We start from the raw sequence: 22,357 nt of genomic DNA, 5'->3' as shown, positions 1-22,357 counted from the left end.
GCGCGCGGTTGCGACATCGCCGCTGTCGTACGACAGTGCAGGGGTCGTTTGTTGCGGGCGCAACGGTTGCAGGCGCGCGGTTGCGACATGGCCGCTGTCGTACGACAGCGGGACGACGCCCCGGACGCACGCACATCTGGGACGGAGCGGGATGACGCTCTGGGCGCACGCGCGTGCGGGACGGGAGGTGCAGTGCGGGCCGGCACCGCGCCTCCTGGCCGTCAGATGGTCACGTCGACGGCGTGACGCGCGTCGGGCGCGTCAGCTCGCGGGGGTGGCGTGCACGAGGAACTCGACCGCACCCGCGTCGTCGACCTGCACGAAGCCGAGGCTGGGCGCCTGCACGCCGAAGTCCGAGAAGGTGACCGGGATCGATCCGGAGACGTCGACGCCGTCGCCGTTCAGCCCGACCTCGAGCGTCGCGGTGACCGACTTGGTGACCCCGTGCAGGGTGAGCCGGCCCGTGGCCTCGACCTTCGTCGTGCCGGAGCCGGAGGGGACCGCGTCCGCGATCGGCTCGGTGAGGGTGAAAGTCGCGGTGGGGAACGCGGACGTGTCGAGTGCCGAGTCGCGGAAGTACGAGTCGCGCTGGGCCGAGTCCGTGGTGATGTCGGCGACCTGGACGGTGATGGTGGCCTTCGTGATGGCGGTGCCGTCGACTGTCGCGCTGCCGGTGACGCGGTCGGTGCGTCCGGTGACGGTGACGTCCGAGCCGTTGAGGACCTCGTGGACGCGGTACCCAGCCTCCGAGTCGCCGCCGACCGTCCACGTGCCGGACAGGTCGGCGGTGTCGAGCGTCGAGGGTGCGCGGCTCGCGGCGACGCTCGGCGCTGCCGACGCCTTCGCGTTCTCGCTGCTCGTGTAGAGCTTCGTGCCGACGATCGCGGCGACGACGCCGACGATGACGACCGCGGCGACGACGGCGATCCAGATGACGGCCTTGCGGCGCCTGCGCGGGGTGTCGGAGGTCACGAGGGGAACGGTGACACGTCATGCTCGGGGGAACCTGTGACGGGCGTGCCGCTCCGCTCGACCGCTACGCTCGTCCGGTGCAGAGGACGGTGGAGCGGTCGGCGTGGCGCTCGCGGTGGCGCGCCCGGTGGCGTTCGCGGTGGCCCGAGGTCGTGGCCTTCGTCGTGGCGTTCGCCGTCGTGCACTTGGTGCTCTGGTGGTCGACGTCCGTCTCGGCGAACCTGCCGCTCGGCGACGTGACCATCACCTACCGCCGGTGGATCGAGACGGGCCACGCGTCCGGCTTCTGGGTCGGCATCGACGAGGACTGGGTGTACCCGATCCTCGCGATCGTGCCGATGGCCGCCGCCGCGCTCGGGGGAGTCGGGTCGATCGGCACCGGGTGGCTCGCCCTGATGGTCGTGCTCGACGCCGTCGCCTGCGGGTTCCTCTGGCGCTTCCGTGGCCTCGGCGTCCGCGTCGTGTGGTGGTGGCTCGCGTTCCTGCTCGCGCTCGGCCCGATCGGCCTCGGCCGCATCGACACCGTCGCGACCGTCCTGGGCCTGGTCGGTGTCGCCTTCGTCGCGTCGCGTCCAGCGGTCGCCTCGGCGCTCTTCACCGCCGGCGCCTGGACGAAGGTGTGGCCCGCGGCGCTCGTGGGCGTCCTCCTCCTGCTCCGACGGGGGCACCGCCGCGGGGTGCTCGCCGGGGCGGTGGTCCTCACGGCGCTCATCGTCCTCGTCGACGTGCTCTACGGGGGTGCGGCGCACCTGCTCTCGTTCGTCGGCGAGCAGAATGGTCGCGCGCTGCAGATCGAGGCGCCCCTCGCGACGCCGTTCATGTGGGCGGCGGCCCTCGACGTCCCCGGTGCGGCGGTCTACTACGACCAGCAGATCCTGACCTTCGAGGTGTCCGGCGCCGGGACGCACGCGGCAGCCGCGGCGTCGACGCCGCTCATGGCCGTCATCGTCGTCGGCGGGGTGCTCCTCGCGCTGTGGGCCGTGCACCGCGGAGCCCACCGGGCCGAGGCGGCACCGCTGCTCGCCCTGCTGTTCGTCGCCGCGCTCGTCGCCGCGAACAAGGTGGGGTCGCCGCAGTACATCGGCTGGTTCGCCGTGCCGATCGTGTGGGGGCTCGTCGCCGGGCGGCCGAGCGCGCGGCGGTTCCTGCCCGTGGCGGTGGCGGCGATCCCGATGGCGGTGTTGACGCAGGTCATCTACCCCGGGTTCTACGACCAGGTGCTCACCGTGCAGCCGTGGGTGCTCGTCGTCCTGACGCTCCGGAACGCCCTCGAGGTCGGGGTGCTCGTGTGGAGCGTCGTCGCGATCGTCCGGCTGGGCGTGCGGGCCCGTGTCACGCCCGTGCCCCTCGCCCCGGCAGCGGGCAGGATGGACGCATGATCGTCGCGTTCTCCGTCGCCCCGTCCGGTGGTCCCTCCGCGTCGTCGGACGGCTCCGTCCACGATGCCGTCGCGGCGGCCGTGCGCATCGTCCGCGAGAGCGGGTTGCCGAACCGCACCTCGTCGATGTTCACCGAGGTCGAGGGGGAGTGGGACGAGGTCATGGACGTCGTCCGGCGCGCCACCAAGGCGGTCGGGGCGTACGGCACGCGGGTGTCGCTCGTGCTCAAGGCCGACATCCGCCCGGGGCACACCGGGGAGATCGACGGGAAGCTCGACCGGCTCGAGGCCGCGCTGGGGGACTGACCGCGGTCGGGTCTGACTCCGGTCGGGTCTGGCTCCGGTCGGGTCTGACTCCGGCCGGGTCCGACCGCGGCCGGGTATGGCCGCGCTCGGGTATGGCCGCGCTCGGGTTCTGCCCGCGCTCGGGGTCTGCCCGACGCCGGTCAGAAGTACATGCGGCCGCGGGCCGATTCGGCCTCGGCCTGGCGGAGTGCCTCGGCGACCTCGGGGTCGGACCCCTCGTACCGGCGCGAACGTGCGCCCAGGTCCGTGTACCGGTGCATCACGAACCACAGCACCGCGAGCCCCGCGAGGACGACCACCGTCACGATCCACCACCCCATGCCGTCACCCTAGCGCTCGTGGGGCCGGTCGTCCGGTGCCGGTGCTTCGTGCCGGCGGTCGGTGCCCGCGCGCCGAGCCCCGTTCGGCGCCCGGGTTCGGGGCCGGCGCTCCGTGCCCGCGCGACACGCCGGGGGCCTCCCGGCGATGTCGGTGGTCGGGTGTCTCATGGTGCCCATCGAGCCGCACCCGGCGACTCGGAGCCACCCTGGTGGCGGAGCGACGACGAGGAGCACGTGATGATGCACGACGGCTGGTGCCCCGACTGCGACCTCCGGACGGTCGTCATCGACTCGGACGAGCAGGGCGAGAACGCCTGGGCGAGCTGCACCCAGTGCGGCGCCGGGTGGGTCCACCGCGACGAACTGCCCGGGCTGGTCGCCTCGACCCCCGCGCAGCCGGAGCGCCGCGCGGCCTGACGACGGTCGAATCGATTCGGCGGGCCGCTTCCGTTCGGCCTTTGGAGCGGTCTACACTGCTGAGACCGGCCACTTGTAGTGGCCGGTCAGTCCACGTTCGCCGCTGAACCAGGACCGCTCTCCGCCCGCCGTGGGTCGCACCGTTCGCGACGTCGACGGCCCGGAGGCCCGGTGCGGCGACCAGGCGCACCCACGGTCCCAGCCGACTCACGTGAGTCGACGCCCGGAACCCGTCCCGCTCCTCCCGTCCAGAACAGGCACCATGTCCCAGCTCACGCCTGCGCGCCGCGCGCTCGCGCTCGTCGCCCTCGCCCTCGGCGGGTTCGCCATCGGTTCGACCGAGTTCGTCGCGATGGGGCTCCTGCCGAACATCGCCGAGGCACTCCTGCCGCGGCAGTACGGCCTCGACCCCGACGCCGGGATCGCTCACGCCGGCTGGCTCGTGAGCGCGTACGCCCTCGGCGTCGTCGTCGGTGCCCCCACGATCGCGGCGATGTCGGCGAAGTTCCCGCGCAAGGGGCTGATCCTCGTGCTGCTGGTCGGGTTCGTGCTGGCGACGGTCGCGAGCGCGGTCCTGCCGTCGTTCGGCCTCGTCCTCGTGGCACGGTTCGTCGCGGGGTTGCCGCACGGTGCGTACTTCGGCATCGCCTCCATCGTGGCGGGGGACATCATGGGCCCGGGCAAGCGTGGCAAGGGCATCGCGATGGTGCTGCTCGGCCTGTCCGTCGCGAACGTCGTGGGCGTCCCGGTGATCACCTGGGTCGGGCAGGTCGCCAGCTGGCGCATCGCCTACGGCGTCGTCGCCGTCCTCTTCGCCCTGACGTTCCTCGCGGTGTGGGCCTTCGTGCCGCGCAGTGCCCGTGACGAGCACGCGACGATCGGCCGCGAGCTCCGGGCGTTCCGCGTGCCGCAGGTCTGGATGGTGATGGGCCTCGGCGCCGTCGGGTTCGGTGGGTTCTTCGCGGTCTACTCGTACATCTCGCCGCTCGTGCAGAACGTCACCGGTCTGCCCGAGTCGTTCGTGCCGCTCGTCCTCGTGGTCGTCGGCATCGGCATGGTCGTCGGTGGTGTGCTCGGCGGGCACCTCGCCGACCACAGCGTCAAGCGGACCATCTACGTCGGCATGTTCGCGCTGATCGGCGCCCTTGTCGTGACGGTGCTCACCGCGCAGTGGGTGTGGGGCATGTTCCTCGGGGCGTTCCTCCTCGGAGCCACCTCGTCCGCGATCCCACCGGCCGTGCAGTCCCGCCTGATGGACGTCGCCGGTGACGCCCGGACGATCGCGGCGGCGCTCAACCACTCGGCGTTCAACATCGGGAACTCGCTCGGGGCGGCCCTCGGCGGCGCGGTCATCGCGGCTGGCTTCGGCTTCACCGCCCCGGGGTGGCTGGGCATCGTGCTGGCGCTCCTCGGGGTCGGCATGACGATGATCAGCTACGGCGCCGAGCGTCGGGGCTCGCGCCGCGCCTCGCTCCGGGCGTCGTCGCCGACAACCGGGCCGATCACCGCGCCGATCCCGCTCGGCTGACGCGGCTCTGTCTCCTATCGTGAGCAGAATTGGTCGGGTCCTGTTCGAGGACCCGACCAATTCTGCTCACGAAGCGAGTGCGGTGGGCGCGACCGCCCGCGGGACGGGAGGCACGGTGAGGAGCCGACCCGCGCCTCCCGTCGGTCGCGTGCCGCGGTCGATCCCGAATGGTGAGCAGAAGAGGTCGGGTCCCGTGACGGAACCCGACCTTTTCTGCTCACGAAGCGCACGAAGCGCGTGGCGCGTTTGCGTGCGCTACAGGCCCAGCGGGCTGCCGTCCTGCACGATGATGCCGTCGGTGATCGCGCGCTTCCGGAGCGCGACCTTCGTGCCGACGTCGAAGCCGGCGACGCGGTACTTCTCGCGGATGCGCTTGAGGTAGCTCTTCGCGGTCTCCTCGGAGATGCCGAGCTGGTACGCCACGCTCTTCACGGGCTCGCCGCCGCCGTAGAGCGCCATCACGCGTCGCTCCTGCGCGCTGAGCTTCGGCACGCCACCGACGTCGCCACTGTTGATCGCCAGGTCGAGCTCGGCCGAGACGTACTGCTCGCCGCGCTGGGCGGAGCGGATGGCCTCGACGATCATCTCGGCGTCCTCGCTCTTCACGAGGTAGCCGAGGGCGCCGGAGGCGAGGGCCTCACGGACGACGTTCGGCTCCGAGTAGGTGCTCATCACGACGGTCTTGACGCCGGCGGTCTTGAGCGTCGAGATCTTCAGCGAGACCGGGATCGAGTCCTTGAGGTCGAGGTCCAGCAGGACGACGTCGACCGGGAACGCCGGGCTCGTGAGGAGCTCGGGCCAGGTGGTGACGGCGGCGACGAGCGTGATGTCGTCGGCTGCGTTCCGGATCCACTCGGTGAGCGCTCCGAGGAGCATCCTGTGGTCATCGACGAGTGCGAGTCGGATCGGTTCCTCTGGAGTCGCCATCGTGGCGTCCTTTCTCGGGGGCGGTCGTGGCTGATCCTAGGCGGACGGGCCACGTGGCACGGGCAGGCTGGTCAGGGTGTCCGGCAGTCGAGCCAGCCGGTTCCGTGCGACGACTACATCGACGGGTGCCGATCGACGACGCAGTGGGCGACGACGTGCAGGACACCGTCGCGGACGGAGTCCTGGTAGGGCCCGATCCGCTGCAGCGCGCTCCACGCGGTCGGACCGAGCCGACGCCGGGGGACACCGCGGGACTCGAAGACCACCGGGACGTCCATCGTCTCGTCGGTGACGGGGTGACCGTCCGAGCCGACCGGGCCGAGGGTGACCGAGACCACGGGCGAGCCGGCCTGGGTCTGCTTGCCGTCGCCGACCATCTGCCACAGCGTCTGCAGCAGGCCGTCCCGTTGCGCGGGGGAGAGGTGGCCGGCGAGCGACTGCGGATCCGCGACGCTGACCGAGCGGCCGAGGTTGTCCGACTCCGTGATCGCGTGGTACAGCCAGGTCTCGCGACGCCCCTCGATGAGGTGCAGTCGCAGTTCTGTCGCGAGCGAGGCCGCGACGGACGCGGAGGCGTCGGAGAGCGGGAGCGGGTCGCTGCCGTTGGCGACGGCGTCGAGCAGCTTCTCGGCGGCGAGGTCGAGCCGGGCGAGTTCGTCCGACGCGAGCATCCCGACGGCGAACTGCGGCGCTCCGACGTTGCTCTGCACGAGCACCCGGTCGAGTTCGCGCTGCACGAGCTGCCGGAACCGGTGCACGACGAAGAGCGCGATCGACGGCGGGACGGTCACGAGTGCGACGGTCGACACGATCGCGGGCAGGGTGTCGCTCGTGATCGGGGTGGAGGCGACGGCCATCGCGACGAAGGCGAGGCCGAGCACGGCGATGGCGGCGGCGACCTCGCGGGCGGGGCGGAGCGTCGCGATGGGCAGCAGGGCGAAGCCGGCGGCGACGGAGGCCGACGCGGTGTGGGCGATGTCGTGCTCGGGCCAGATCCCGATGAAGTCGAGCGTCACGACACAGCCGAGGACGACGCAGATGAGCACGAACGCCGGGCCGGTCAGTCGTTCGCCGTAGGTGAGCAGGCTCAGACCGACGCCGACCGCGGCGATGAGGTAGAGCGCCCACGCGGCGGCCGGCAGCCACGGGTTCGTGAACTCGGTCCAGCGGATGAGGAAGAAGACGATCCCCGCGACGGCCTCGATGCCGGTGAGGACGGCGGCGCCGAGCCCGAGGTATCCGGCGCCGAGCGAGGCGCCGGGCTTGGCGGCCTGCCGCAGCGACCGGGCGCCGGTCGAGGTAGAGGGGAGGCCGCGCGCCTGTCGACGTTCGCTGCCCCGGTACCGCTCCCGCGCCTCCCGTCGGGTCCGCGGAGCGGGCTGCACGGTCTCGCCGGGGAGTCCGGCGCTCATGGTGTCCTCGGGGATGCGGCTCATCGCGGTGCCTCCAGGACGACGGTGGTGCCGGAGCCCGGCGCGGAGAACAGCTTCGCGTCGCCGCCGACCTCGCGGAGGCGGTTGACGACGCTCTCCTTGAAGCCGAGGCGCTCGGCGCTGACGTGCGTGAGGTCGAAGCCGACGCCCGAGTCGGTGACCATCGCGCGGACCATCTCGTTGTCGTGCACGATCGTGACGTGCGCCTCGCCGACGCCGGCGTGGCGGCGGACGTTCTCGAGGCACTCGCCGAGCGCGAGCAGGAAGGCGTCGAGCACGTTCGACGGCAGCAGGACCTGCCCGGTGCCGTGCCAGCTCACCTCGAGGCCCATGCGGCCGAAGCGCTGCTTGACCGACTCGAGCGTCTGCCCGAGCGGGGACTCCTCTTCGCGGGTGAGCGAGTAGTCCCCGGACTGCTGCGGCTGCGGCGTCGCGCCGAGCCTGAGATGGCGGAGGAGGCGCGCATCCTCGGCTGCCTGCTCGCGCATCGCCTGCTCGGAGACGCCGACGCCGGAGTGCGCGAGGAGCGTCAGCGTGGCGAGCACGGTGTCGTGCAGGAGTCGGGCGCCCTGTCGACGCTGCGCCTCGGTCTCGCTGGCCTGCCGTTCGGCACGGTGCGCGGTGCCGATGCTGTAGATCCGTCGGGCGACACGCGGGATGCTCCGGGAGATCCATATGGTCACGACCGTGATGAGGACCCAGCCGAGGAGCGCACCGGTGACCGGGGCGGCGAGGATGCCGCCGCTCGCCCAGACGATGGCGACGACGACCACTGCTCCGGCGAGGATGGTCATCCCGAGTCCGACGGGGTTGCCGCGCTGGGACATCAGCGGCGCCGAGATGCTGCCGGCGGCGAGGGGCATCACCGCCGAGGCGATCACCGGGCGTGCCACGTCGTCGACGCCGAGCAGCAGGAGTGCGAGGGCGCCGAGGCCGGAGGCCAGGATGAGCGCCGTCCACCACACCGAGGCGTTCCACCCGAGGACGAGGAACCCGGCGATCATGATCGCGATGCAGGCGAGGCCGCCGAGCAGCGGGACGACCGGGACCGCGAGGGCGCAGATGACCGCGACGACGGACACGAGGGCGCAGACGATGCCGACGACACGGGTCGTCGACCGGAGCAAGCGGTCGCGTTCCTGTGCGATGAAGTCCATCGGTGTCCTGGTCGTGGCGGTGGTGCGGAGGGAAGGCCGAGCCTGGTTCGGGCTGGGCACCACGCCATCATTCCACGCGCGACACCCGTTGGGGGGTGTTCGGCGCGCCCGGTCCGACCGGATGGTGCCGCGATTGTTATGGCGGCTGCGATCAGAACGGCGCGCGAGGGTGCGCGGGCGGCACGCGTGGGTGCGCGGGCTGCGCGCGCGGGGGTGCGCGGGCGGCGCGCACGCGGGAGCTGGGGCGTCGCGCACCCCGTCGCCCGTCGTTCAGTCGAGCAGCCGCCGCAGGTGCGCGCCGACCGCTTCGTGCTCGATGAGGAACCCGTCGTGCCCGAACTCGCTCTCGATGACCGCCGCACGGTCACCGTCGAGGGCGTCCGGCACACCGGCCGCGATGCGGTGCTGGTCCTCGATCGGGAACAACCGGTCGCTCGACACCCCGACCACCAGCGTGCGCGCCGTCACCTGCGCGAGCGCCGCCGCGACACCGCCCCGCCCGGCACCGACGTCGTGCGAGTCCATCGCGTGCGTGAGGGTGACGTACGAACTCGCGTCGAACCGCCGCGTGAACTTGTTGCCGTGGAAGTCGAGGTAGCTCTCGACCGAGAAGCGGCCGTCGTCGCCGAGCGGTGAGACGTCGCTCTGCCACGAGCGGGCGAACCGGCCGTTCAACTCGTCCGAGGCCCGGTAGGTCATCAGCGCCATCCGCCGTGCGAGCGCGAGCCCGCGGTGCGGCCCCTCGCCGGCGTCCGCCTCGTAGTAGTCGCCGCCGGCGAACGCGGGGTCCATCTGGATCGCGGCGCGCTGCAGCGAGTTCGCGGCGATCTGGTCGGCTGTGGTCTGCGCCGTGCTCGCCAGGACGGCGAGGCGCGCCACCCGCGACGGGTGCGTGACCGCGAACTCGAGCGCGTGCATGCCACCCATCGACCCGCCCACGACGGCGGCGAAGGTGTCGATGCCGAGCCGGTCGGCGAGCTGCGCCTGCACCGCGACCTGGTCGCGCACGGTGACGAACGGGAAGCGGGAGCCCCACTCGAGGCCGTCCGGCGACACCGACGACGGTCCGGTCGTGCCCTGGCAGCCGCCGAGCATGTTCGGTGCGACGACGAACCAGCGGTCCGTGTCGATCGCGCGGCCCGGTCCGACGACGTCGCCCCACCAGCCGGCGGTGCGGTGTCCCGGTCCGGGAGCCCCGGCCACGTGCGAGTCGCCCGTCAACGCGTGGAACACGAGGACCGCGTTGCCGCGGTCGGCGTCGAGGGTGCCCCAGGTCTCGTAGGCCACCCGCACGGCCGGGATGCGGCCGCCGCGGACCCACTGCTCGCCGATCGACGCGAAGTGTCGGGCACCGGGGTGGTCGCCCGGGCGCCAGGCGCCGGTGACCGGCGGCTTGCCGAGCGTGCCGAGTTCCGTTCCGGGCACGAGGGTGGACGGCACGGAGTCCTCGGGAGTCGTCTGCCAGTCCATCGGGTCCAGTCTGCCGGGAGGCGCGGTGCGAGCCGCCAGTGTTACGTCACGTCCGGCGCGTCGCGGGTCCACGGCGGCGGGTCGCGGGTGCTTGCGGGCGTGCGTGCGGCGTCGTGCTGGTCGGGCGCCGAGTCGGAACGACTTCGTCGACGTCGTTCGACATCGACGTTGTCGCTCCCGGGCGCACGCAAGTGTTGCGCGTGCAACGAACGACGTGGCCGTTGTCGTACGACAACGACCACGTCGTTCCGAGTCGACCCGGCGAGGGCCCGGAAAGCCCCCGCGCCCGGGGCCGCTACGCGCGCTGACCCTCCTGCGCGACCGAGCGGGCAGCAGCGAGCCCGGCCTCGAGGTCGGCCTTCAGGTCCTCGACGTTCTCGATCCCCACCGAGAGGCGCACCAGGCCGGGCGTGACCCCGGTGGTGAGCTGCTGCTCGGGCGTGAGCTGCGAGTGCGTGGTCGACGCCGGGTGGATCACCAGGGAGCGCACGTCGCCGATGTTCGCCAGGTGCGAGAACAGCTGCAGGTTGTCCACGAACGCCTTGCCCGCCGGCACGCCGCCCTTCAGCTCGAACGACAGCACCGCTCCGACGCCCTTCGGCGCGTAGCGGTTCGCCGCGGCGTACCAGGGTGAGGTCGGCAGCCCGGCGTAGGCGACCGTCGCGACGTCCGGGTGCCGGTCGAGCCACTCCGCGATCTCCTGCGCGTTCGACACGTGCCGCTCGATCCGGAGCGACAGCGTCTCGATGCCCTGCAGCAGCGCGAACGCGGTGTCCGCCGAGTTCGACGCACCGAGGTCGCGGAGCAGCTGCACCCGGGCCTTGACGATGTAGGCGAGCTCGTTGCCGACGGCCTCGGCGAAGACCGCGCCGTGGTACGAGGGGTCGGGGGTGTTGAACTCCGGGAACTTGTCCGGGTGCTGCGACCACGCGAACTTCCCGGAGTCGACGATGATCCCGCCGATGACCGTGCCGTGGCCGCCGAGGAACTTCGTCGCCGAGTGCACCACGATGTCCGCACCGTGCTCGAAGGGACGGATGAGGTACGGGGTCGCGATCGTGTTGTCGACGATGAGCGGCACGCCGGACTCGTGGGCGACCTCGCTGACGCCGGTGATGTCCAGCACGTTGATCTTCGGGTTGCCGATCGTCTCGGCGAAGAAGAGCTTCGTGTTCGGTCGGACCGCCCGGCGCCACTCGTCGAGGTCGTCCTGGTCCTCGACGAAGGTCGTCTCGATGCCGAGCTTCGCGAGCGTGTACTTGAACAGGTTGTACGTGCCACCGTAGATCGACGAGGAGGACACGATGTGGTCCCCGGCACCCGCGATGTTGAGCACGGCGTAGGTCTCGGCGGCCTGTCCGCTCGACACCAGGAGCGCGCCGGAGCCGCCCTCGAGCGCCGCGATCCGCTGTTCCACGACGTCGTTCGTCGGGTTCATGATGCGCGAGTAGATGTTGCCCGGCTTGGCCAGGGCGAAGAGGTCACGTGCCTCGTCGGAGTTCGCGAAGACGTACGAGGTCGTCTTGTAGATCGGGGTCGCACGGGCACCCGTGGTCGGGTCGGGCTGCGCGCCGGCGTGGATCTGCGTGGTCTCGAAGCGCCACTGGGCGGCGTCGTTCTGGGTCATCTCGTGCTCCTGTCCGGTGGCGGTCAACGGGTCGTCGTGTCGTCCAGCGCTCGGCCCGGGAGGCGCGGCGCGGCTGTGCGTCGCCCGTCACGGTACGCAGGTGGTCGCGCTGGCACCAGCGCGCTCGCCTCGGGACGTAACGACAGCGGTCGAGGCGCCCCGCGCCTCCCGGCCGCACTGCCCAGCCAGCCCCGCACCGTGCGAGCTTCGCCGGCTGGTGATGCGGGCCTCGCACCGCGCTGCACCGTGCGCGCTTCGCCGGCTGGTGCTGCGGACTCCGCCCTGCACGGTGCGGGGTTCGCCAGCGGGAGCCGTGTTGGTGGCTCGGTGCGGTGCTGTTGCGTCGCACCGAGCGTGGAACGTCGCACCGGGTGACGGCGTCCGCACGGTGCGTGCGCGGAGCAGGCCGCACCGAGCGCGCAGCCCGACGGGAGATGGGCGAGCCGGCACGGTGCGAGGTTGGTCGCCGGGTGCGGTGGCGACCGCTGGGTGCAGGGTCGTAGCGGCGCACGCAGCGTGCAACCTCGCACCAGGTGGCGGAGTCCGCACGGTGCGGGGTCCGCGGCGCGCCGCCCCGCGCCGGCCGCGCTGCGCGCTGCGCGGGGTCTGCGCCGGGCCGCACCGGGCCGCGCCGCGCCGGGCCGCGCCAGGCCGGGCCGCGGCTGCGCGCTACGCGGGGTCGCGGCGGAACAGCCAGCGCACGTTGGGCTCGAGCAGCCATCGCATCCCGCGCCGGACGAACGGCTGCGCGAGGAACAGGCTGACGGCGCAGGCGATCCCGACCATGAGCAGGACGTAGGGCCACGCCGAGTGCTGGCCGGCGAGCACCCCGGACTCGCGGATCGGGTAGAGCACGAACGTGTGCAGCAGGTACACGTACATCGTCGCGGCGCCGAACTGGGTGATCCACACGTTCCGACGGGGCACGAGCAGCAGGAACGACGCGGTGAGGACGGTCGCGAGCAGCATCAGGCCGAACCGGACCCCGCCGGCCCACCAGGCGTCCTCGCCGAGACCCGAGTAGGAGTCGTCGTAGAAGAACCAGTGGTGCAGGTCGAACTGCTTGAACTGCGGGATCCAGATCGCACACGCCACCGCCCACGCGGCGAACACCGCCCCGGCCGCGATGCGGATCCGGACCACCGTGCGTCGCGGGGCCTCGTACCAGCGGTCGAAGAGGCCCCACTGCTTCACCTGCCAGCCGAGCAGGAAGAACGGCAGGAGGCTGATCGCCCGGGACAGCGACAGCGTGGAGTCGACGTTGTCGAAGTAGCCCACGCCGATGCTGAACACGACGGCCCAGAACAGCGGCCAGCGCAGCTGCGCGAGGTACGGGAGGATCAGCTTGAAGATCCCGAGCGCGAGCAGGAACCACAGGGTCCAGGTCGGCTGGGTCGGGTTGAACTTCTTGCCGCCCTCGACCAGCGCCTGCACCACGGTCCAGATCGTCTGCATGATGATGTACGGCACGACGATGTCCGTGATCGTGCGCCGCATGCGCTTCGCGGTCGGGGTGTCCGCGGAGGAGAAGTACCCGCTGATGACGCCGAACGCCGGCATGTGGAACGCGTAGATGAAGGTGTACAGCGCGAGGGCGTGCTCGCTCGCCGCCGTCTGCCGCTGGATCGCGTGGCCGATCACCACGAGCGTGACCGCGAGGAACCGCGCCGTGTCCCACATCGGGATACGAGGCTTCGCGCGGCCGGGCTCGAGCTCGGTCGCGGGCGCCGAGGGCGCTGGAGGCGCGGCTTCCGTGGTCATGCCCGGTCACGTTACCGGATCGTGACCTCCTCGGATCGGTACGGTTGACGGGACACCCCCACCCCGTCCACGGAGGAAGCACATGGCATCTCGTCGCGCAGTCGTCACCGGAGCGAGCTCGGGCATCGGAGCCGCGACCGTCCGGCTGTTCCGCTCGCGCGGGTGGGACGTCCTCGCCGTCGCCCGGCGCGCCGAGAAGCTCGAGGCGCTCGCCGCGTCGACCGGTGCCGACGTCCTCGTCGCGGACGTCACGAGCGCGTCCGACGTCGAGGCCGTCGCGGCGCGCGTCGAGGAGCTCGGGGGAGCGGACGTGCTCGTGAACAACGCCGGCGGCGCCCTCGGGTCCGCATCGGTCGAGGAGTCAGACGTCGACGACTGGCGCGCGATGTTCGAGGTGAACGTCCTCGGGACGAAGCGGGTCGTCTCGGCTCTGCTCCCGCACCTCCGTCGCCGCGCGGTCGACGCCGGGAGCGCCGACATCGTCACGGTGACGAGCACCGCCGGGCACGTGGCGTACGAGAACGGCGGCGGCTACAACGCCGCGAAGTTCGCCGAGCACGCCCTCGTGGCAGCGCTCCGGCTCGAGCTGAACGGCGAGCCCATCCGGGTGGTCGAGATCGCGCCCGGGCTGGTGAAGACCGACGAGTTCGCGCTGACCCGGTTCCGCGGCGACGCCGAGAAGGCCGCCGCCGTCTACGAGGACGTCCCGGACCCGCTCGTGGCCGAGGACGTCGCCGAGGCGATCGTGCACGCGGTGGAACTGCCCCCGCACGTGAACCTCGACCTCGTGACGGTCCGGCCGGTGGCCCAGTCCGCCCAGCACAAGCTCGCGCGCGGCACGCTGACGCCCCGGGCCTGACCCGCACGCGCCCGGGCAGCACACGCGGGTCGCGGGCGCGGGGTCCGTGCCGGTACCGTTGTCGGATGCCGATCAGCAGCGAATCCGGGTCACCCGCCCAGGCTCCCTCGACCGTGACCGCGACGAGCGGGCCCGAGGTGCTCGGCTGGCTCGAGTTCGGTGACGCCGCACGCCTGCTCGCCAAGGACGTCCTGTCCTCCGGCTTCGAACCCGAGGTGGTCGTCGCGGTCGCCCGCGGTGGGCTCATCATCGCCGGTGCGGTCGCCTACGCGCTGGGCACCAAGGAGTGCGGCTCGATCAACGTCGAGTTCTACACCGACGTCGAGCAGCGCCTCGAGGAGCCGGTGATCCTGTCGCCCGCACTCGACGCCCCGAGCCTGTCCGGCAAGCGCGTCCTCGTCGTCGACGACGTCTCGGACTCCGGCCGCACCCTGCGCCTCGTCGTGGACATCATCCGGAACGCCGGGGCCGACGTCCGCAGCGCGTGCCTGTACTCGAAGCCCGGCACTGTGCTCGAACCGGACCACGTGTGGCGTCGGGTCGACGGCTGGATCACCTTCCCGTGGAGCGCCCTCGCCCCGGTGACGGCCGAGTCGTGAGCATCCACCTCGTCGGCGGCGGACCCTTCGCCGCCTCGGACGCCGCCGCGCCGTTCGTCGCCGAGGCCACGGCCCGGTCCGCAGCCGTCGGCCGCACCGTCCCGCGCATCGCCCTGCTCTCGGTCGCCGCGACGTCGGGTGCGAGCCCGTCCTCGACCGCCGACATCGCCGAGGTGCTCGGTGGCCCGCGCACGGCCGAGGTCCTCGTGACCGAGATCGCCGCCGGCCAGGTGTTCGACACCACGGTCCTGAGCGACGTCGACGCCCTGGTGGTCGGCGGCGGGGTCACGCCGGACTACCTCGACGCCGTCGCCCCGCTCGTCGACCAGATCCGCCTGCTCGTCGCCGACGGCCTGCCGTACCTCGGCTACTCGGCCGGCGCGATGATCGCCGCCGACCGTGCCCTCGTGGGCGGCTGGCGCATCGGCGGGGTCGAGGTCTGCCCCGAGGAAGCGTCCGAGGGACTCGACGAGGTCGAGCTCCGCGAGGGCCTCGGACTCGTCGACCTGACCATCGACGTGCACGCCGTCCAGGCCGGCACGCTCGCCCGGCTCATCGCGAGCGCCGAGGCCGAGTTCGTCACCGCCGGGCTGGCGATCGACGAGGACACCACGCTCGTCGTCGGTGAGGGGGCGCTCGAGGTCCGCGGGACGGGCAGCGTCTGGCGCGTCGTCGCCGGCGAGGAATCGGTCGCCGTCGCCACGATGGGCGCCTAGCCGTGACGAACCCGAACCCGGACCGTCGCCTCGCCGTGACGGGCGCCTAGCCCCGTGCAGCCCCGTCCGCTCGCCGACCTCGTCGACCCCGGCTGGGCCGAGGCCCTCGCCCCCGTCGAGGACGACGTCCACCGGATGGGCGACTGGCTCCGCGCCGAGACCGCCGCCGGCCGGCAGTACCTCCCCGCCGGCGAGCACGTCCTGTGCGCGTTCGCCGACCCGTTCGACGACGTGCGGGTGCTCGTCGTCGGCCAGGACCCGTACCCGACGCCCGGGCACCCGATCGGCCTGTCCTTCGCGGTCGACCCGCACGTGCGTCCGGTCCCGCGCAGCCTGGCCAACATCTACCGCGAACTCGAGGCCGACCTCGGTGTGATGCCGCCGCCGCACGGGGACCTCCGCGCGTGGTCGGCGCAGGGCGTCCTGCTGCTCAACCGCGTCCTGACCGTCGAGGCCGGCGCCGCGGGCAGCCACCGTGGCAAGGGCTGGGAGGCCGTCACCGACCAGGCGGTCCGTGCCCTCGTGGCCCGCGGGACGGCCCTCGTCGCGGTGCTGTGGGGTGCGCAGGCCGCATCGGTCCGACCGCTCCTCGGCGACACCCCCGTCGTCGCGTCGGCGCACCCGAGCCCGCTCAGCGCCTCGCGGGGCTTCTTCGGCAGTCGCCCCTTCTCGCAGGTGAACGAGCTCCTGGTCGCGCAGGGCGCCGCACCGGTCGACTGGACCCTGCCCGCCGAATAGGCTCGGACCCGTGCTCGAGGAGGAATACCAGCGACGGCGGGTCCTGCCGCGACACCTGCGTGCCCCGGTGCCGGCCGAGGCCGCGTTCACGTACACGATCCGTGCGGCCGAGCCGACGGACCTCCCCGACGTCCGCGAGATCCACACGCACTACGTCCGGAACTCCTCGGTCACCTTCGACCCGACGGCGTTCACGTTCGCGGCGTGGAAGCGCCGGTACGACGAGATCCGCCGCCGCGGGCTGCCGTTCCTCGTCGCCGAGAACCCCTCCGGGCAGGTGCTCGGGTACGCGCTCGTCGACCCGTGGAACCCCCGCGACCGTTCGAACCGGGTCGTCGAGGACTCGATCTACCTGGGTGCCGCGTCCGGCGGGAAGGGGCTCGGCCGGGCACTCATGGAGGCGCTGATCGACGAGTGCCGCTCCGCCGGCGTGCGCGAGATCGTCGCGGTCATCGCCGACCGGCAGGCCGAGGCGTCGATCCGCCTGCACGAGCGCCTCGGCTTCGAGGAGGTCGGCCGCATGGGCAAGGTCGGCTACAAGTACGACCGGTGGCTCGGTACGGTGACGATGCGGCTGCGCCTGCGCGGTCCGCGCCTGTTCGCGCGCAAGTAGCGAACGCGTCTCGGACGGGGTGGGGTCGAGGTCGCACGACCGGCCGCGTCCCGCGTGGGCTCGCGGCGCGTCGCGCGACCTGGGCGGAGCACGCGCGGCGTGTCCTGTGACCCGGCCACGGTCGGACGGGAGGCGCGGGTCGGCGCCGCACCGCGCCTCCCGTCCGCCGGCCGGTCGCGTCCCGGCCCCGCGAGGTCGCGCGATCTGCCGCTCCCGTCGCACGCACGCGGCGTGTCCCGCGACCTCGGCGACCCGCCTGCGGCGTGTCGTGCGACCTCGGTGACCCGCCTGCCAACCCAGAGGCAGACCCGCACGCGGCGTCAGGCCTGCGGCGCCTCGGCGATGAACTCGTCGCGCGTCACCCGCACCAGCTCGCCCGCCGCGGCCGACGCGCCCGCCGCGTCGCCGGCGACGAGCGCCAGCCCGACGGCCTCGTGCCTGGCCGCCGCGTCGCGGGTCCAGCGCGTGATGGTGTCGCGCGACTCCGACGTGCGGGTCCGGAGGAGCGCCTCCACGGTCCCGGCGAAGTGCGTGAACACGGCGTTCCCCGAACCGGTCAGGAGCGCCCGGTGGAAGCGGACGTCGGCCTCGAGGTAGGCGCGGCTGTCCTCCCGGCCGCAGGCGGCGGTCATGTCGGTGGCGGCGGCGAGCACCGCGGCAGCCCCTGGTGTCCCGGCCGTCAGCGTCGCGGCGACGGGCTCCACGCCGAGGCGCAGCTCGAGGAGTTCGCGCTGCTGGACGAAGTACGACGGAGAGGCCCCGCGCCACCGGATGACGGTCGGTGCGAGCAGCTCCCACGAGCCGATGCCGAGCACCTGCGTGCCGACCCGTTGCCGGGGTTCGACGAGCCCGAGGGACTGCAGGACGCGGAGCGCCTCGCGGACGACCGACCGCGACACGCCGAACTCGCCGGCGACGAGCTCGGGCCGGACCACGGTACCGGCGGCGAGGGTGCCGTCGACGATGCGCTGCCCGAGGGTCTCGAGCACGTGGGCGTGCAGTCCGCGGCCGGTCGGCATCGTTCCTCCATGCAGTACGCGGCACGCAGTGGACGTGACGCGCTCCCCATCGAATCGGCAGACTGCCCCGGAGAGCGGATGCCGCGCGGTGGATCGTCGTATAGTCTGATTAATCAGATTATTCGCGGTCGGCGTGCGAAGCACCCGCCGCACTCGACACGAAGGCGACGGAGCCGCACGGCAGCGGCTCCAGGAAGGGGCACCGATGCCTCACGCTCTCCCGGCCGATCCGGCCACGGCCCACGCGGTCGCGGCCCACGCGGTCACCGTCCTGGCGGCGGAACCAGCCGGCACCGAAGCGGTCGACCCGTCGGGGCCGGTCGCGCAGCTGATTATCGCGGCGGTCATCGGCATCGTCGTGATCATCGCCCTCATCACCTGGCTCAAGGTGCACCCGTTCATCGCGTTGACGATCGGTGCGCTCGGCGTCGGGATCGGCGCGGGCCTCGCCCCGGACAAGGCCGTCACGAGCTTCGGCAACGGGTTCGGCGCGACGATGACGAGCGTCGGCATCCTCGTCGGCCTCGGCTCGATGTTCGGCAAGATGCTCGTCGACTCCGGCGCGGCGGACCGTGTCGTCGACACCCTCGTGCGCCGGTCGTCGAAGGCGGCGCTCCCGTGGACGATGGCCCTGATCGGAGCGCTCATCGGGTTGCCGATGTTCTTCGAGGTCGGCCTCGTCCTCCTCATCCCGATCATCGTGCTCGTGGCGAAGCGCAGCTCCGTCCCGATCATGAAGATCGCCGTGCCCGCGCTCGTCGGCCTCTCGACGATGCACGCGTTCGTCCCGCCGCACCCCGGCCCGCTCGTCGCGATCTCGACGGTCGGCGCGAACCTCGGCACGACGCTCGCGTTCGGCATCGTGCTCGCGATCCCGGTCATCGTCCTCGCCGGTCCGGTCTTCGCGCGGTTCGCGGCGCGCTGGGTCGACATCCCCGCACCCGACATGTTCGGCACGCGTGGGTCGGCATCCGGCCCGGACGACCCCGCCTCCGGCGGACGGGAGGCGCGGCGCGGCCCCGCCACGCAGGACACCGCCTCCCTGCCCCACGGCAAGAGCGACTTCACCCGCGTCATCAGCGAGCCGCGCAGCCCGTCCTTCGCGGTCGCGCTCGTCGGCATCCTGCTTCCCGTCGTCCTGATGCTCGCGCAGGCGATCCGCGAAGCCACCGTCCCGGACGCCTCGGGCTCGTGGGTCAGCCTGCTCGACTTCCTCGGGTCGCCGATGATCGCCATCGGGATCGCCGCGGTCTACGCGATGGTCTTCTTCGCGATCGGCGGCGGCATGGACCGCTCGGCCGTGTCGAAGTCCCTCGAGAGCTCCCTGCCGCCGGTCGCGGGCGTCCTCCTCATCGTCGGTGCTGGCGGTGGCTTCAAGCAGGTCCTCATCGACACCGGCATCGGCGGGGTGATCGCCGACGCCGTGAAGGACTCCGGCATCTCGGTGCTGCTCGTCGCGTGGGTGGTGTCCGCGCTCGTGCGCGTCGCCACGGGATCCGCCACGGTCGCCACCGTCACGGCCGCGGGCATCATGGCGCCGATCGCGCACGACCTGTCCTCGCCGATGACCTCGCTGCTCGTGCTCGCGATCGGTGCCGGATCGGTGTTCCTGTCGCACGTGAACGACGCCGGGTTCTGGCTCGTGAAGGGGTACCTCAACACCACGGTCGGGCAGACGTTCAAGACCTGGACGATGCTCGAGTGCCTCATCTCGGTGTTCGGTCTGCTGGGCGTCCTGCTCGCGGGGGTGTTCATCCATTGAGCGCCGACACCGCACCCGACGCACGCGTCCTCGTCGTGATGGGCGTCTCCGGATCCGGCAAGTCGACCGTCGCCGCGATGGTCGCCGAACAGCTCGGGTGGGAGTTCGCCGAGGGCGACGCCATGCACCCGCAGGCGAACGTCGACAAGATGCACGCCGGGACCCCGCTCACCGACGAGGACCGCTGGCCGTGGCTCGACGTGATCGCGGCGTGGATCCGGTCACACCTCGACGAGGGGACTCCCGGCGTGGTGACCTGTTCGGCGCTGAAGCGCTCCTACCGCGACGTCCTCCGAGCGCCCGGCGTGGTGTTCGTGCACGTCGCCGGCGACGGGGCGCTCATCGAGGACCGGATGTCGAAGCGTTCCGGCCACTTCATGCCGACGTCGCTGCTGCAGTCGCAGCTCGCCACGCTCGAGGTCCCCGGTGACGACGAGGCGCACATCACCGTCGCCGCCGACCGCACCCCGGACGAGGAGAGCGCCGAGGTCATCGAGCGTCTGGGTCTTCGTCGCTGACCGTCCGGGCGCACGTCCGGACCACGGTGTAGGCCGGGGGCATGCCGCACTTCGTCGTCCTCATCCACGGAGGCCCGGGCGAGGCGTCTCCCGAGGAGCTCGCCGCCCACGACCGGCACGCCTCGGAGCTCATCGACTCCGGCGTGCTCGTCGCGGCCTTCGCCTTCGGTCCTGCCGCCGAGTCGGTGCGGATCGACGGTGACGGCCCGTCGAGCGGTCCCGGGGTGACGGCCGCGCTCGACGGCATCGGGGTCATCGAGGCGCCGGACCCGGACGCCGCCGTCGCGATCGCCCGGCGGAACCCCGCCACCGAGCAGGGCGGCTTCGTCGAGGTGCGCCCGGTGGTCGGTTCGTGGACGCGGGACGGCGGAGCGACCGCAGGCTCCGCGCCCGGCGTGCCGACGCCCTGACCCGGACCGGCAGCTCTGGTGCCGCAGGGCCGCCGTGCTGCCGACCGGCTGCCGTGATGCCGCTCGGCGGCACCGACGGCGAGTCCGTGCGGCGGTCGGTCAGGCCTCGGTGACGTGGCCGGCCTCGACCCGCCACTGCCGGTCGAGGCGGACGGTCTCGAGCATCCGGCGGTCGTGCGTGACGATGAGCAGGGTGCCGTCGTACGAGTCGAGCGCCTGTTCGAGCTGCTCGATCGCGGCGAGGTCGAGGTGGTTGGTGGGTTCGTCGAGCACGAGGACGTTCACGCCGCGGGCCTGCAGCAGCGCGAGGCCGGCACGGGTCCGCTCGCCGGGTGACAGCGCGTTCGCGGGACGACCGACGTGGTCCGCCTTGAGCCCGAACTTCGCGAGCAGGGTCCGGACGTCCGCCGTCGTGTACTCGGGCACGATCGCCTCGAACGCGTCGGCCAGGGGCTGCTCGCCCGTGAAGGCCGCGCGTGCCTGGTCGATCTCGCCGACCGCGACGCTGGACCCGAGGGACGCCGTGCCGGTCGTGGGGGCCTGCTTGCCGAGCAGTGCGCGGAGCAGCGTGGACTTGCCGGCGCCGTTCGGTCCGGTGATGCCGATGCGGTCACCGCCGTCGACCTGCAGCGAGACCGGCCCGAGCGTGAAGTCGCCCTGCACGAACGTCGCGTCGGACAGCGTGGCGACGACCGCCGAGGACCGGGGCGCGCTGCCGATCGTGAACTCCAGCTGCCACTCCTTGCGCGGCTCCTCGACCTCGTCCAGCCGGGCGATGCGGGACTCCATCTGACGGACCTTCTGCGCCTGCTTCTCGCTCGACTCGGAGGCCGCACGACGACGGATCTTGTCGTTGTCGGGGTTCTTGCGCATCGCGTTCCGGACGCCCTGGCTCGACCACTCCCGCTGTGTGCGGGCGCGGGAGACGAGGTCCGCCTTGGTGGACGCGAACTCCTCGTAGGCGTCGCGCTTGTGCTGGCGGGCGATCTCGCGTTCCTCGAGGTACGAGTCGTAGCCACCGCCGAAGAGCCGGTTCGAGGACTGCGCGAGGTCGAGCTCGAGGACGGCGGTCACCGAGCGCGCCAGGAACTCGCGGTCGTGGCTGACGAGGACGACCCCGCCTCGGAGGCCGCGCACGAAGCCCTCGAGCCGGTCGAGGCCGTCCAGGTCGAGGTCGTTCGTCGGCTCGTCGAGCAGCACGATGTCGAACCGCGAGAGCAGCAGGGCGGCGAGGCCGACGCGGGCGGCCTGCCCGCCGGACAGTGCGGTCATGAGCGACTTCGGCCCGACGCCGTCCTCGTCGGAGCCGACGGCCAGGCCGAGGTCGGCGAGCACGACGGGGATGCGGTCGTCGAGGTCGGCTGCACCCGCCGCGAGCCAGCGGTCGAGCGCCGCCGAGTAGGCGTCCGCCGCGGCGTCCCCGGCGCCGGGATCGCCGAGCGCGGCGGCGGCGGCGTCCATCGTCGCGGTCGCCTCGGCGCAGCCGGTCCGTCGGGCGATGTACGCGGCGACGGTCTCGCCGGGGACGCGTTCGTGCTCCTGCGGCAGGAAGCCGACGAACGCGTCGGTCGGTGCGAGCGACACACTGCCGGCGAGCGGTTCGTCCACCCCGGCGAGCAGGCGCAGCAGGGTGGACTTGCCGGCGCCGTTCACCCCGACGACTCCGATGACGTCCCCGGGGGCGACGGTCAGGTCGAGGGCGTCGAAGAGCGTGCGTGCGGCGTACCCGCCGGAGAGTCCCTTGGCGACGAGCGTGGCGGTCATGCCGCAATCGTCCCATCCCCGGGCACGGCCGGGGGACCGCCCGCCCCGGGCACGGCCGGGGGA

General features: G+C 72.5%; 22 protein-coding genes. 12 read left to right on the top strand and 10 right to left on the bottom strand.

The genetic code is table 11. The features are described 5' to 3' along the window. Positions 1 to 261: 261 nt before the first annotated feature. On the bottom strand, positions 262 to 972 hold the full coding sequence (locus ACIQUC_RS04135; RefSeq protein WP_402263546.1) for a YceI family protein: 711 nt from the start codon (positions 970 to 972) through the stop codon (positions 262 to 264). A 77-nt stretch (positions 973 to 1,049) separates the two neighbouring features. On the opposite strand from ACIQUC_RS04135, the gene ACIQUC_RS04130 reads away from it, so the two are divergent. Both ACIQUC_RS04130 and ACIQUC_RS04125 read left to right on the top strand, forming a co-directional pair. Beyond that, positions 1,050 to 2,351 carry a hypothetical protein gene (locus ACIQUC_RS04130; RefSeq protein ID WP_402263543.1) on the top strand — a complete coding sequence of 434 codons (1,302 nt, stop codon included), beginning with the start codon at positions 1,050 to 1,052 and terminating at the stop codon, positions 2,349 to 2,351. Then, a complete protein-coding gene (locus ACIQUC_RS04125) occupies positions 2,348 to 2,656 on the top strand; it encodes an MTH1187 family thiamine-binding protein (protein WP_402263540.1) in 309 nt (102 codons plus the stop codon). The genes ACIQUC_RS04130 and ACIQUC_RS04125 overlap by 4 nt, the downstream gene beginning before the upstream one ends. 140 nt (positions 2,657 to 2,796) lie before the next feature. On the opposite strand, the gene ACIQUC_RS04120 is transcribed toward ACIQUC_RS04125, so the two are convergent. Beyond that, entirely contained in the window at positions 2,797 to 2,976 is a 180-nt protein-coding gene (locus ACIQUC_RS04120) for a hypothetical protein (RefSeq protein WP_402263537.1), read from the bottom strand. Between the two features lie 237 nt (positions 2,977 to 3,213). Here ACIQUC_RS04120 and ACIQUC_RS04115 point away from each other — a divergent pair, with 237 nt between their 5' ends. Together ACIQUC_RS04115 and ACIQUC_RS04110 are read left to right on the top strand one after the other, a co-directional pair. Continuing rightward, a complete protein-coding gene (locus ACIQUC_RS04115; RefSeq protein ID WP_402263534.1) occupies positions 3,214 to 3,393 on the top strand; it encodes a hypothetical protein in 180 nt (59 codons plus the stop codon). 262 nt (positions 3,394 to 3,655) lie between these two features. Continuing rightward, positions 3,656 to 4,921, top strand: coding sequence for an MFS transporter (locus tag ACIQUC_RS04110; protein WP_402263531.1), 1,266 nt, complete (start codon positions 3,656 to 3,658; stop codon positions 4,919 to 4,921). A 255-nt stretch (positions 4,922 to 5,176) separates the two neighbouring features. Here the strand turns inward: ACIQUC_RS04110 and ACIQUC_RS04105 are convergent, their stop codons facing one another. The 6 genes from ACIQUC_RS04105 to ACIQUC_RS04080 all read right to left on the bottom strand — a co-directional run bounded on the left by ACIQUC_RS04105 (position 5,177) and on the right by ACIQUC_RS04080 (position 13,296). Then, the gene (locus ACIQUC_RS04105) at positions 5,177 to 5,848 is read right to left on the bottom strand and encodes a response regulator transcription factor (protein WP_070416359.1); all 672 of its coding nucleotides are present in this window, start codon (positions 5,846 to 5,848) and stop codon (positions 5,177 to 5,179) included. A 113-nt stretch (positions 5,849 to 5,961) separates the two neighbouring features. Next, complete coding sequence (locus ACIQUC_RS04100) at positions 5,962 to 7,284, bottom strand: hypothetical protein (protein WP_402263527.1); 1,323 nt, start codon at positions 7,282 to 7,284, stop codon at positions 5,962 to 5,964. Next, positions 7,281 to 8,438, bottom strand: coding sequence for a sensor histidine kinase (locus ACIQUC_RS04095; protein WP_402263524.1), 1,158 nt, complete (start codon positions 8,436 to 8,438; stop codon positions 7,281 to 7,283). The genes ACIQUC_RS04100 and ACIQUC_RS04095 overlap by 4 nt, the downstream gene beginning before the upstream one ends. Positions 8,439 to 8,708: 270 nt before the next feature. Next, positions 8,709 to 9,908: a homoserine O-acetyltransferase gene (locus tag ACIQUC_RS04090; protein ID WP_402263521.1), complete on the bottom strand. Its 1,200-nt coding sequence runs from the start codon at positions 9,906 to 9,908 to the stop codon at positions 8,709 to 8,711. A 295-nt stretch (positions 9,909 to 10,203) separates the two neighbouring features. Beyond that, positions 10,204 to 11,535 (bottom strand): bifunctional o-acetylhomoserine/o-acetylserine sulfhydrylase, encoded by a 1,332-nt coding sequence (locus ACIQUC_RS04085; protein WP_031261155.1) that lies wholly within the window; start codon positions 11,533 to 11,535, stop codon positions 10,204 to 10,206. Positions 11,536 to 12,204: 669 nt separating this feature from the next. Next, entirely contained in the window at positions 12,205 to 13,296 is a 1,092-nt protein-coding gene (locus ACIQUC_RS04080) for an acyltransferase family protein (protein ID WP_402263518.1), read from the bottom strand. An 82-nt stretch (positions 13,297 to 13,378) separates the two neighbouring features. On the opposite strand from ACIQUC_RS04080, the gene ACIQUC_RS04075 reads away from it, so the two are divergent. The 5 genes from ACIQUC_RS04075 to ACIQUC_RS04055 all read left to right on the top strand — a co-directional run bounded on the left by ACIQUC_RS04075 (position 13,379) and on the right by ACIQUC_RS04055 (position 16,821). Then, complete coding sequence (locus tag ACIQUC_RS04075; protein WP_022905585.1) at positions 13,379 to 14,155, top strand: SDR family oxidoreductase; 777 nt, start codon at positions 13,379 to 13,381, stop codon at positions 14,153 to 14,155. Between the two features lie 65 nt (positions 14,156 to 14,220). Beyond that, positions 14,221 to 14,754: a phosphoribosyltransferase gene (locus ACIQUC_RS04070; RefSeq protein ID WP_402263515.1), complete on the top strand. Its 534-nt coding sequence runs from the start codon at positions 14,221 to 14,223 to the stop codon at positions 14,752 to 14,754. Next, on the top strand, positions 14,751 to 15,470 hold the full coding sequence (locus ACIQUC_RS04065) for a Type 1 glutamine amidotransferase-like domain-containing protein (protein ID WP_402263512.1): 720 nt from the start codon (positions 14,751 to 14,753) through the stop codon (positions 15,468 to 15,470). Before ACIQUC_RS04070 ends, ACIQUC_RS04065 begins: the two co-directional genes overlap by 4 nt. 54 nt (positions 15,471 to 15,524) lie before the next feature. Continuing rightward, entirely contained in the window at positions 15,525 to 16,208 is a 684-nt protein-coding gene (locus ACIQUC_RS04060; protein ID WP_402263509.1) for a uracil-DNA glycosylase, read from the top strand. A gap of 10 nt (positions 16,209 to 16,218) precedes the next feature. Further along, positions 16,219 to 16,821, top strand: coding sequence for a GNAT family N-acetyltransferase (locus tag ACIQUC_RS04055; RefSeq protein WP_402263506.1), 603 nt, complete (start codon positions 16,219 to 16,221; stop codon positions 16,819 to 16,821). Positions 16,822 to 17,141: 320 nt separating this feature from the next. Here ACIQUC_RS04055 and ACIQUC_RS04050 read toward each other — a convergent pair whose 3' ends face one another. After that, entirely contained in the window at positions 17,142 to 17,840 is a 699-nt protein-coding gene (locus tag ACIQUC_RS04050; protein ID WP_402263503.1) for a FadR/GntR family transcriptional regulator, read from the bottom strand. 205 nt (positions 17,841 to 18,045) lie between these two features. On the opposite strand from ACIQUC_RS04050, the gene ACIQUC_RS04045 reads away from it, so the two are divergent. Genes ACIQUC_RS04045 through ACIQUC_RS04035 form a run of 3 tightly spaced genes read left to right on the top strand, consistent with a single transcriptional unit; the run spans position 18,046 to position 20,530 of the window. Then, entirely contained in the window at positions 18,046 to 19,602 is a 1,557-nt protein-coding gene (locus tag ACIQUC_RS04045; RefSeq protein WP_402263500.1) for a GntP family permease, read from the top strand. A gap of 38 nt (positions 19,603 to 19,640) precedes the next feature. Further along, positions 19,641 to 20,120 carry a gluconokinase gene (locus ACIQUC_RS04040; protein WP_402263842.1) on the top strand — a complete coding sequence of 160 codons (480 nt, stop codon included), beginning with the start codon at positions 19,641 to 19,643 and terminating at the stop codon, positions 20,118 to 20,120. Between the two features lie 41 nt (positions 20,121 to 20,161). Beyond that, positions 20,162 to 20,530 carry a YciI family protein gene (locus ACIQUC_RS04035; protein WP_402263497.1) on the top strand — a complete coding sequence of 123 codons (369 nt, stop codon included), beginning with the start codon at positions 20,162 to 20,164 and terminating at the stop codon, positions 20,528 to 20,530. A 99-nt stretch (positions 20,531 to 20,629) separates the two neighbouring features. Here the strand turns inward: ACIQUC_RS04035 and ACIQUC_RS04030 are convergent, their stop codons facing one another. Further along, the gene (locus tag ACIQUC_RS04030; protein WP_402263494.1) at positions 20,630 to 22,294 is read right to left on the bottom strand and encodes an ABC-F family ATP-binding cassette domain-containing protein; all 1,665 of its coding nucleotides are present in this window, start codon (positions 22,292 to 22,294) and stop codon (positions 20,630 to 20,632) included. Positions 22,295 to 22,357 lie beyond the last annotated feature (63 nt).

It is taken from the genome of Curtobacterium sp. NPDC098951, assembly GCF_044759965.1.
Lineage (GTDB): Bacteria > Actinomycetota > Actinomycetes > Actinomycetales > Microbacteriaceae > Curtobacterium.
This window is presented reverse-complemented; position numbering and strand designations above follow the sequence as displayed.

Coding starts and splice junctions, on each gene's coding strand:
- ACIQUC_RS04120 (WP_402263537.1), bottom strand. CDS start 2,976: ATGGGGTGGTGGATCGTGACGGTGGTCGTCCTCGCGGGGCTCGCGGTG.
- ACIQUC_RS04075 (WP_022905585.1), top strand. CDS start 13,379: ATGGCATCTCGTCGCGCAGTCGTCACCGGAGCGAGCTCGGGCATCGGA.
- ACIQUC_RS04090 (WP_402263521.1), bottom strand. CDS start 9,908: ATGGACTGGCAGACGACTCCCGAGGACTCCGTGCCGTCCACCCTCGTG.
- ACIQUC_RS04035 (WP_402263497.1), top strand. CDS start 20,162: ATGCCGCACTTCGTCGTCCTCATCCACGGAGGCCCGGGCGAGGCGTCT.
- ACIQUC_RS04030 (WP_402263494.1), bottom strand. CDS start 22,294: ATGACCGCCACGCTCGTCGCCAAGGGACTCTCCGGCGGGTACGCCGCA.
- ACIQUC_RS04070 (WP_402263515.1), top strand. CDS start 14,221: ATGCCGATCAGCAGCGAATCCGGGTCACCCGCCCAGGCTCCCTCGACC.
- ACIQUC_RS04115 (WP_402263534.1), top strand. CDS start 3,214: ATGATGCACGACGGCTGGTGCCCCGACTGCGACCTCCGGACGGTCGTC.
- ACIQUC_RS04045 (WP_402263500.1), top strand. CDS start 18,046: ATGCCTCACGCTCTCCCGGCCGATCCGGCCACGGCCCACGCGGTCGCG.
- ACIQUC_RS04050 (WP_402263503.1), bottom strand. CDS start 17,840: ATGCCGACCGGCCGCGGACTGCACGCCCACGTGCTCGAGACCCTCGGG.
- ACIQUC_RS04100 (WP_402263527.1), bottom strand. CDS start 7,284: ATGAGCCGCATCCCCGAGGACACCATGAGCGCCGGACTCCCCGGCGAG.
- ACIQUC_RS04095 (WP_402263524.1), bottom strand. CDS start 8,438: ATGGACTTCATCGCACAGGAACGCGACCGCTTGCTCCGGTCGACGACC.
- ACIQUC_RS04040 (WP_402263842.1), top strand. CDS start 19,641: ATGGGCGTCTCCGGATCCGGCAAGTCGACCGTCGCCGCGATGGTCGCC.
- ACIQUC_RS04085 (WP_031261155.1), bottom strand. CDS start 11,535: ATGACCCAGAACGACGCCGCCCAGTGGCGCTTCGAGACCACGCAGATC.
- ACIQUC_RS04105 (WP_070416359.1), bottom strand. CDS start 5,848: ATGGCGACTCCAGAGGAACCGATCCGACTCGCACTCGTCGATGACCAC.
- ACIQUC_RS04110 (WP_402263531.1), top strand. CDS start 3,656: ATGTCCCAGCTCACGCCTGCGCGCCGCGCGCTCGCGCTCGTCGCCCTC.
- ACIQUC_RS04080 (WP_402263518.1), bottom strand. CDS start 13,296: ATGACCACGGAAGCCGCGCCTCCAGCGCCCTCGGCGCCCGCGACCGAG.
- ACIQUC_RS04125 (WP_402263540.1), top strand. CDS start 2,348: ATGATCGTCGCGTTCTCCGTCGCCCCGTCCGGTGGTCCCTCCGCGTCG.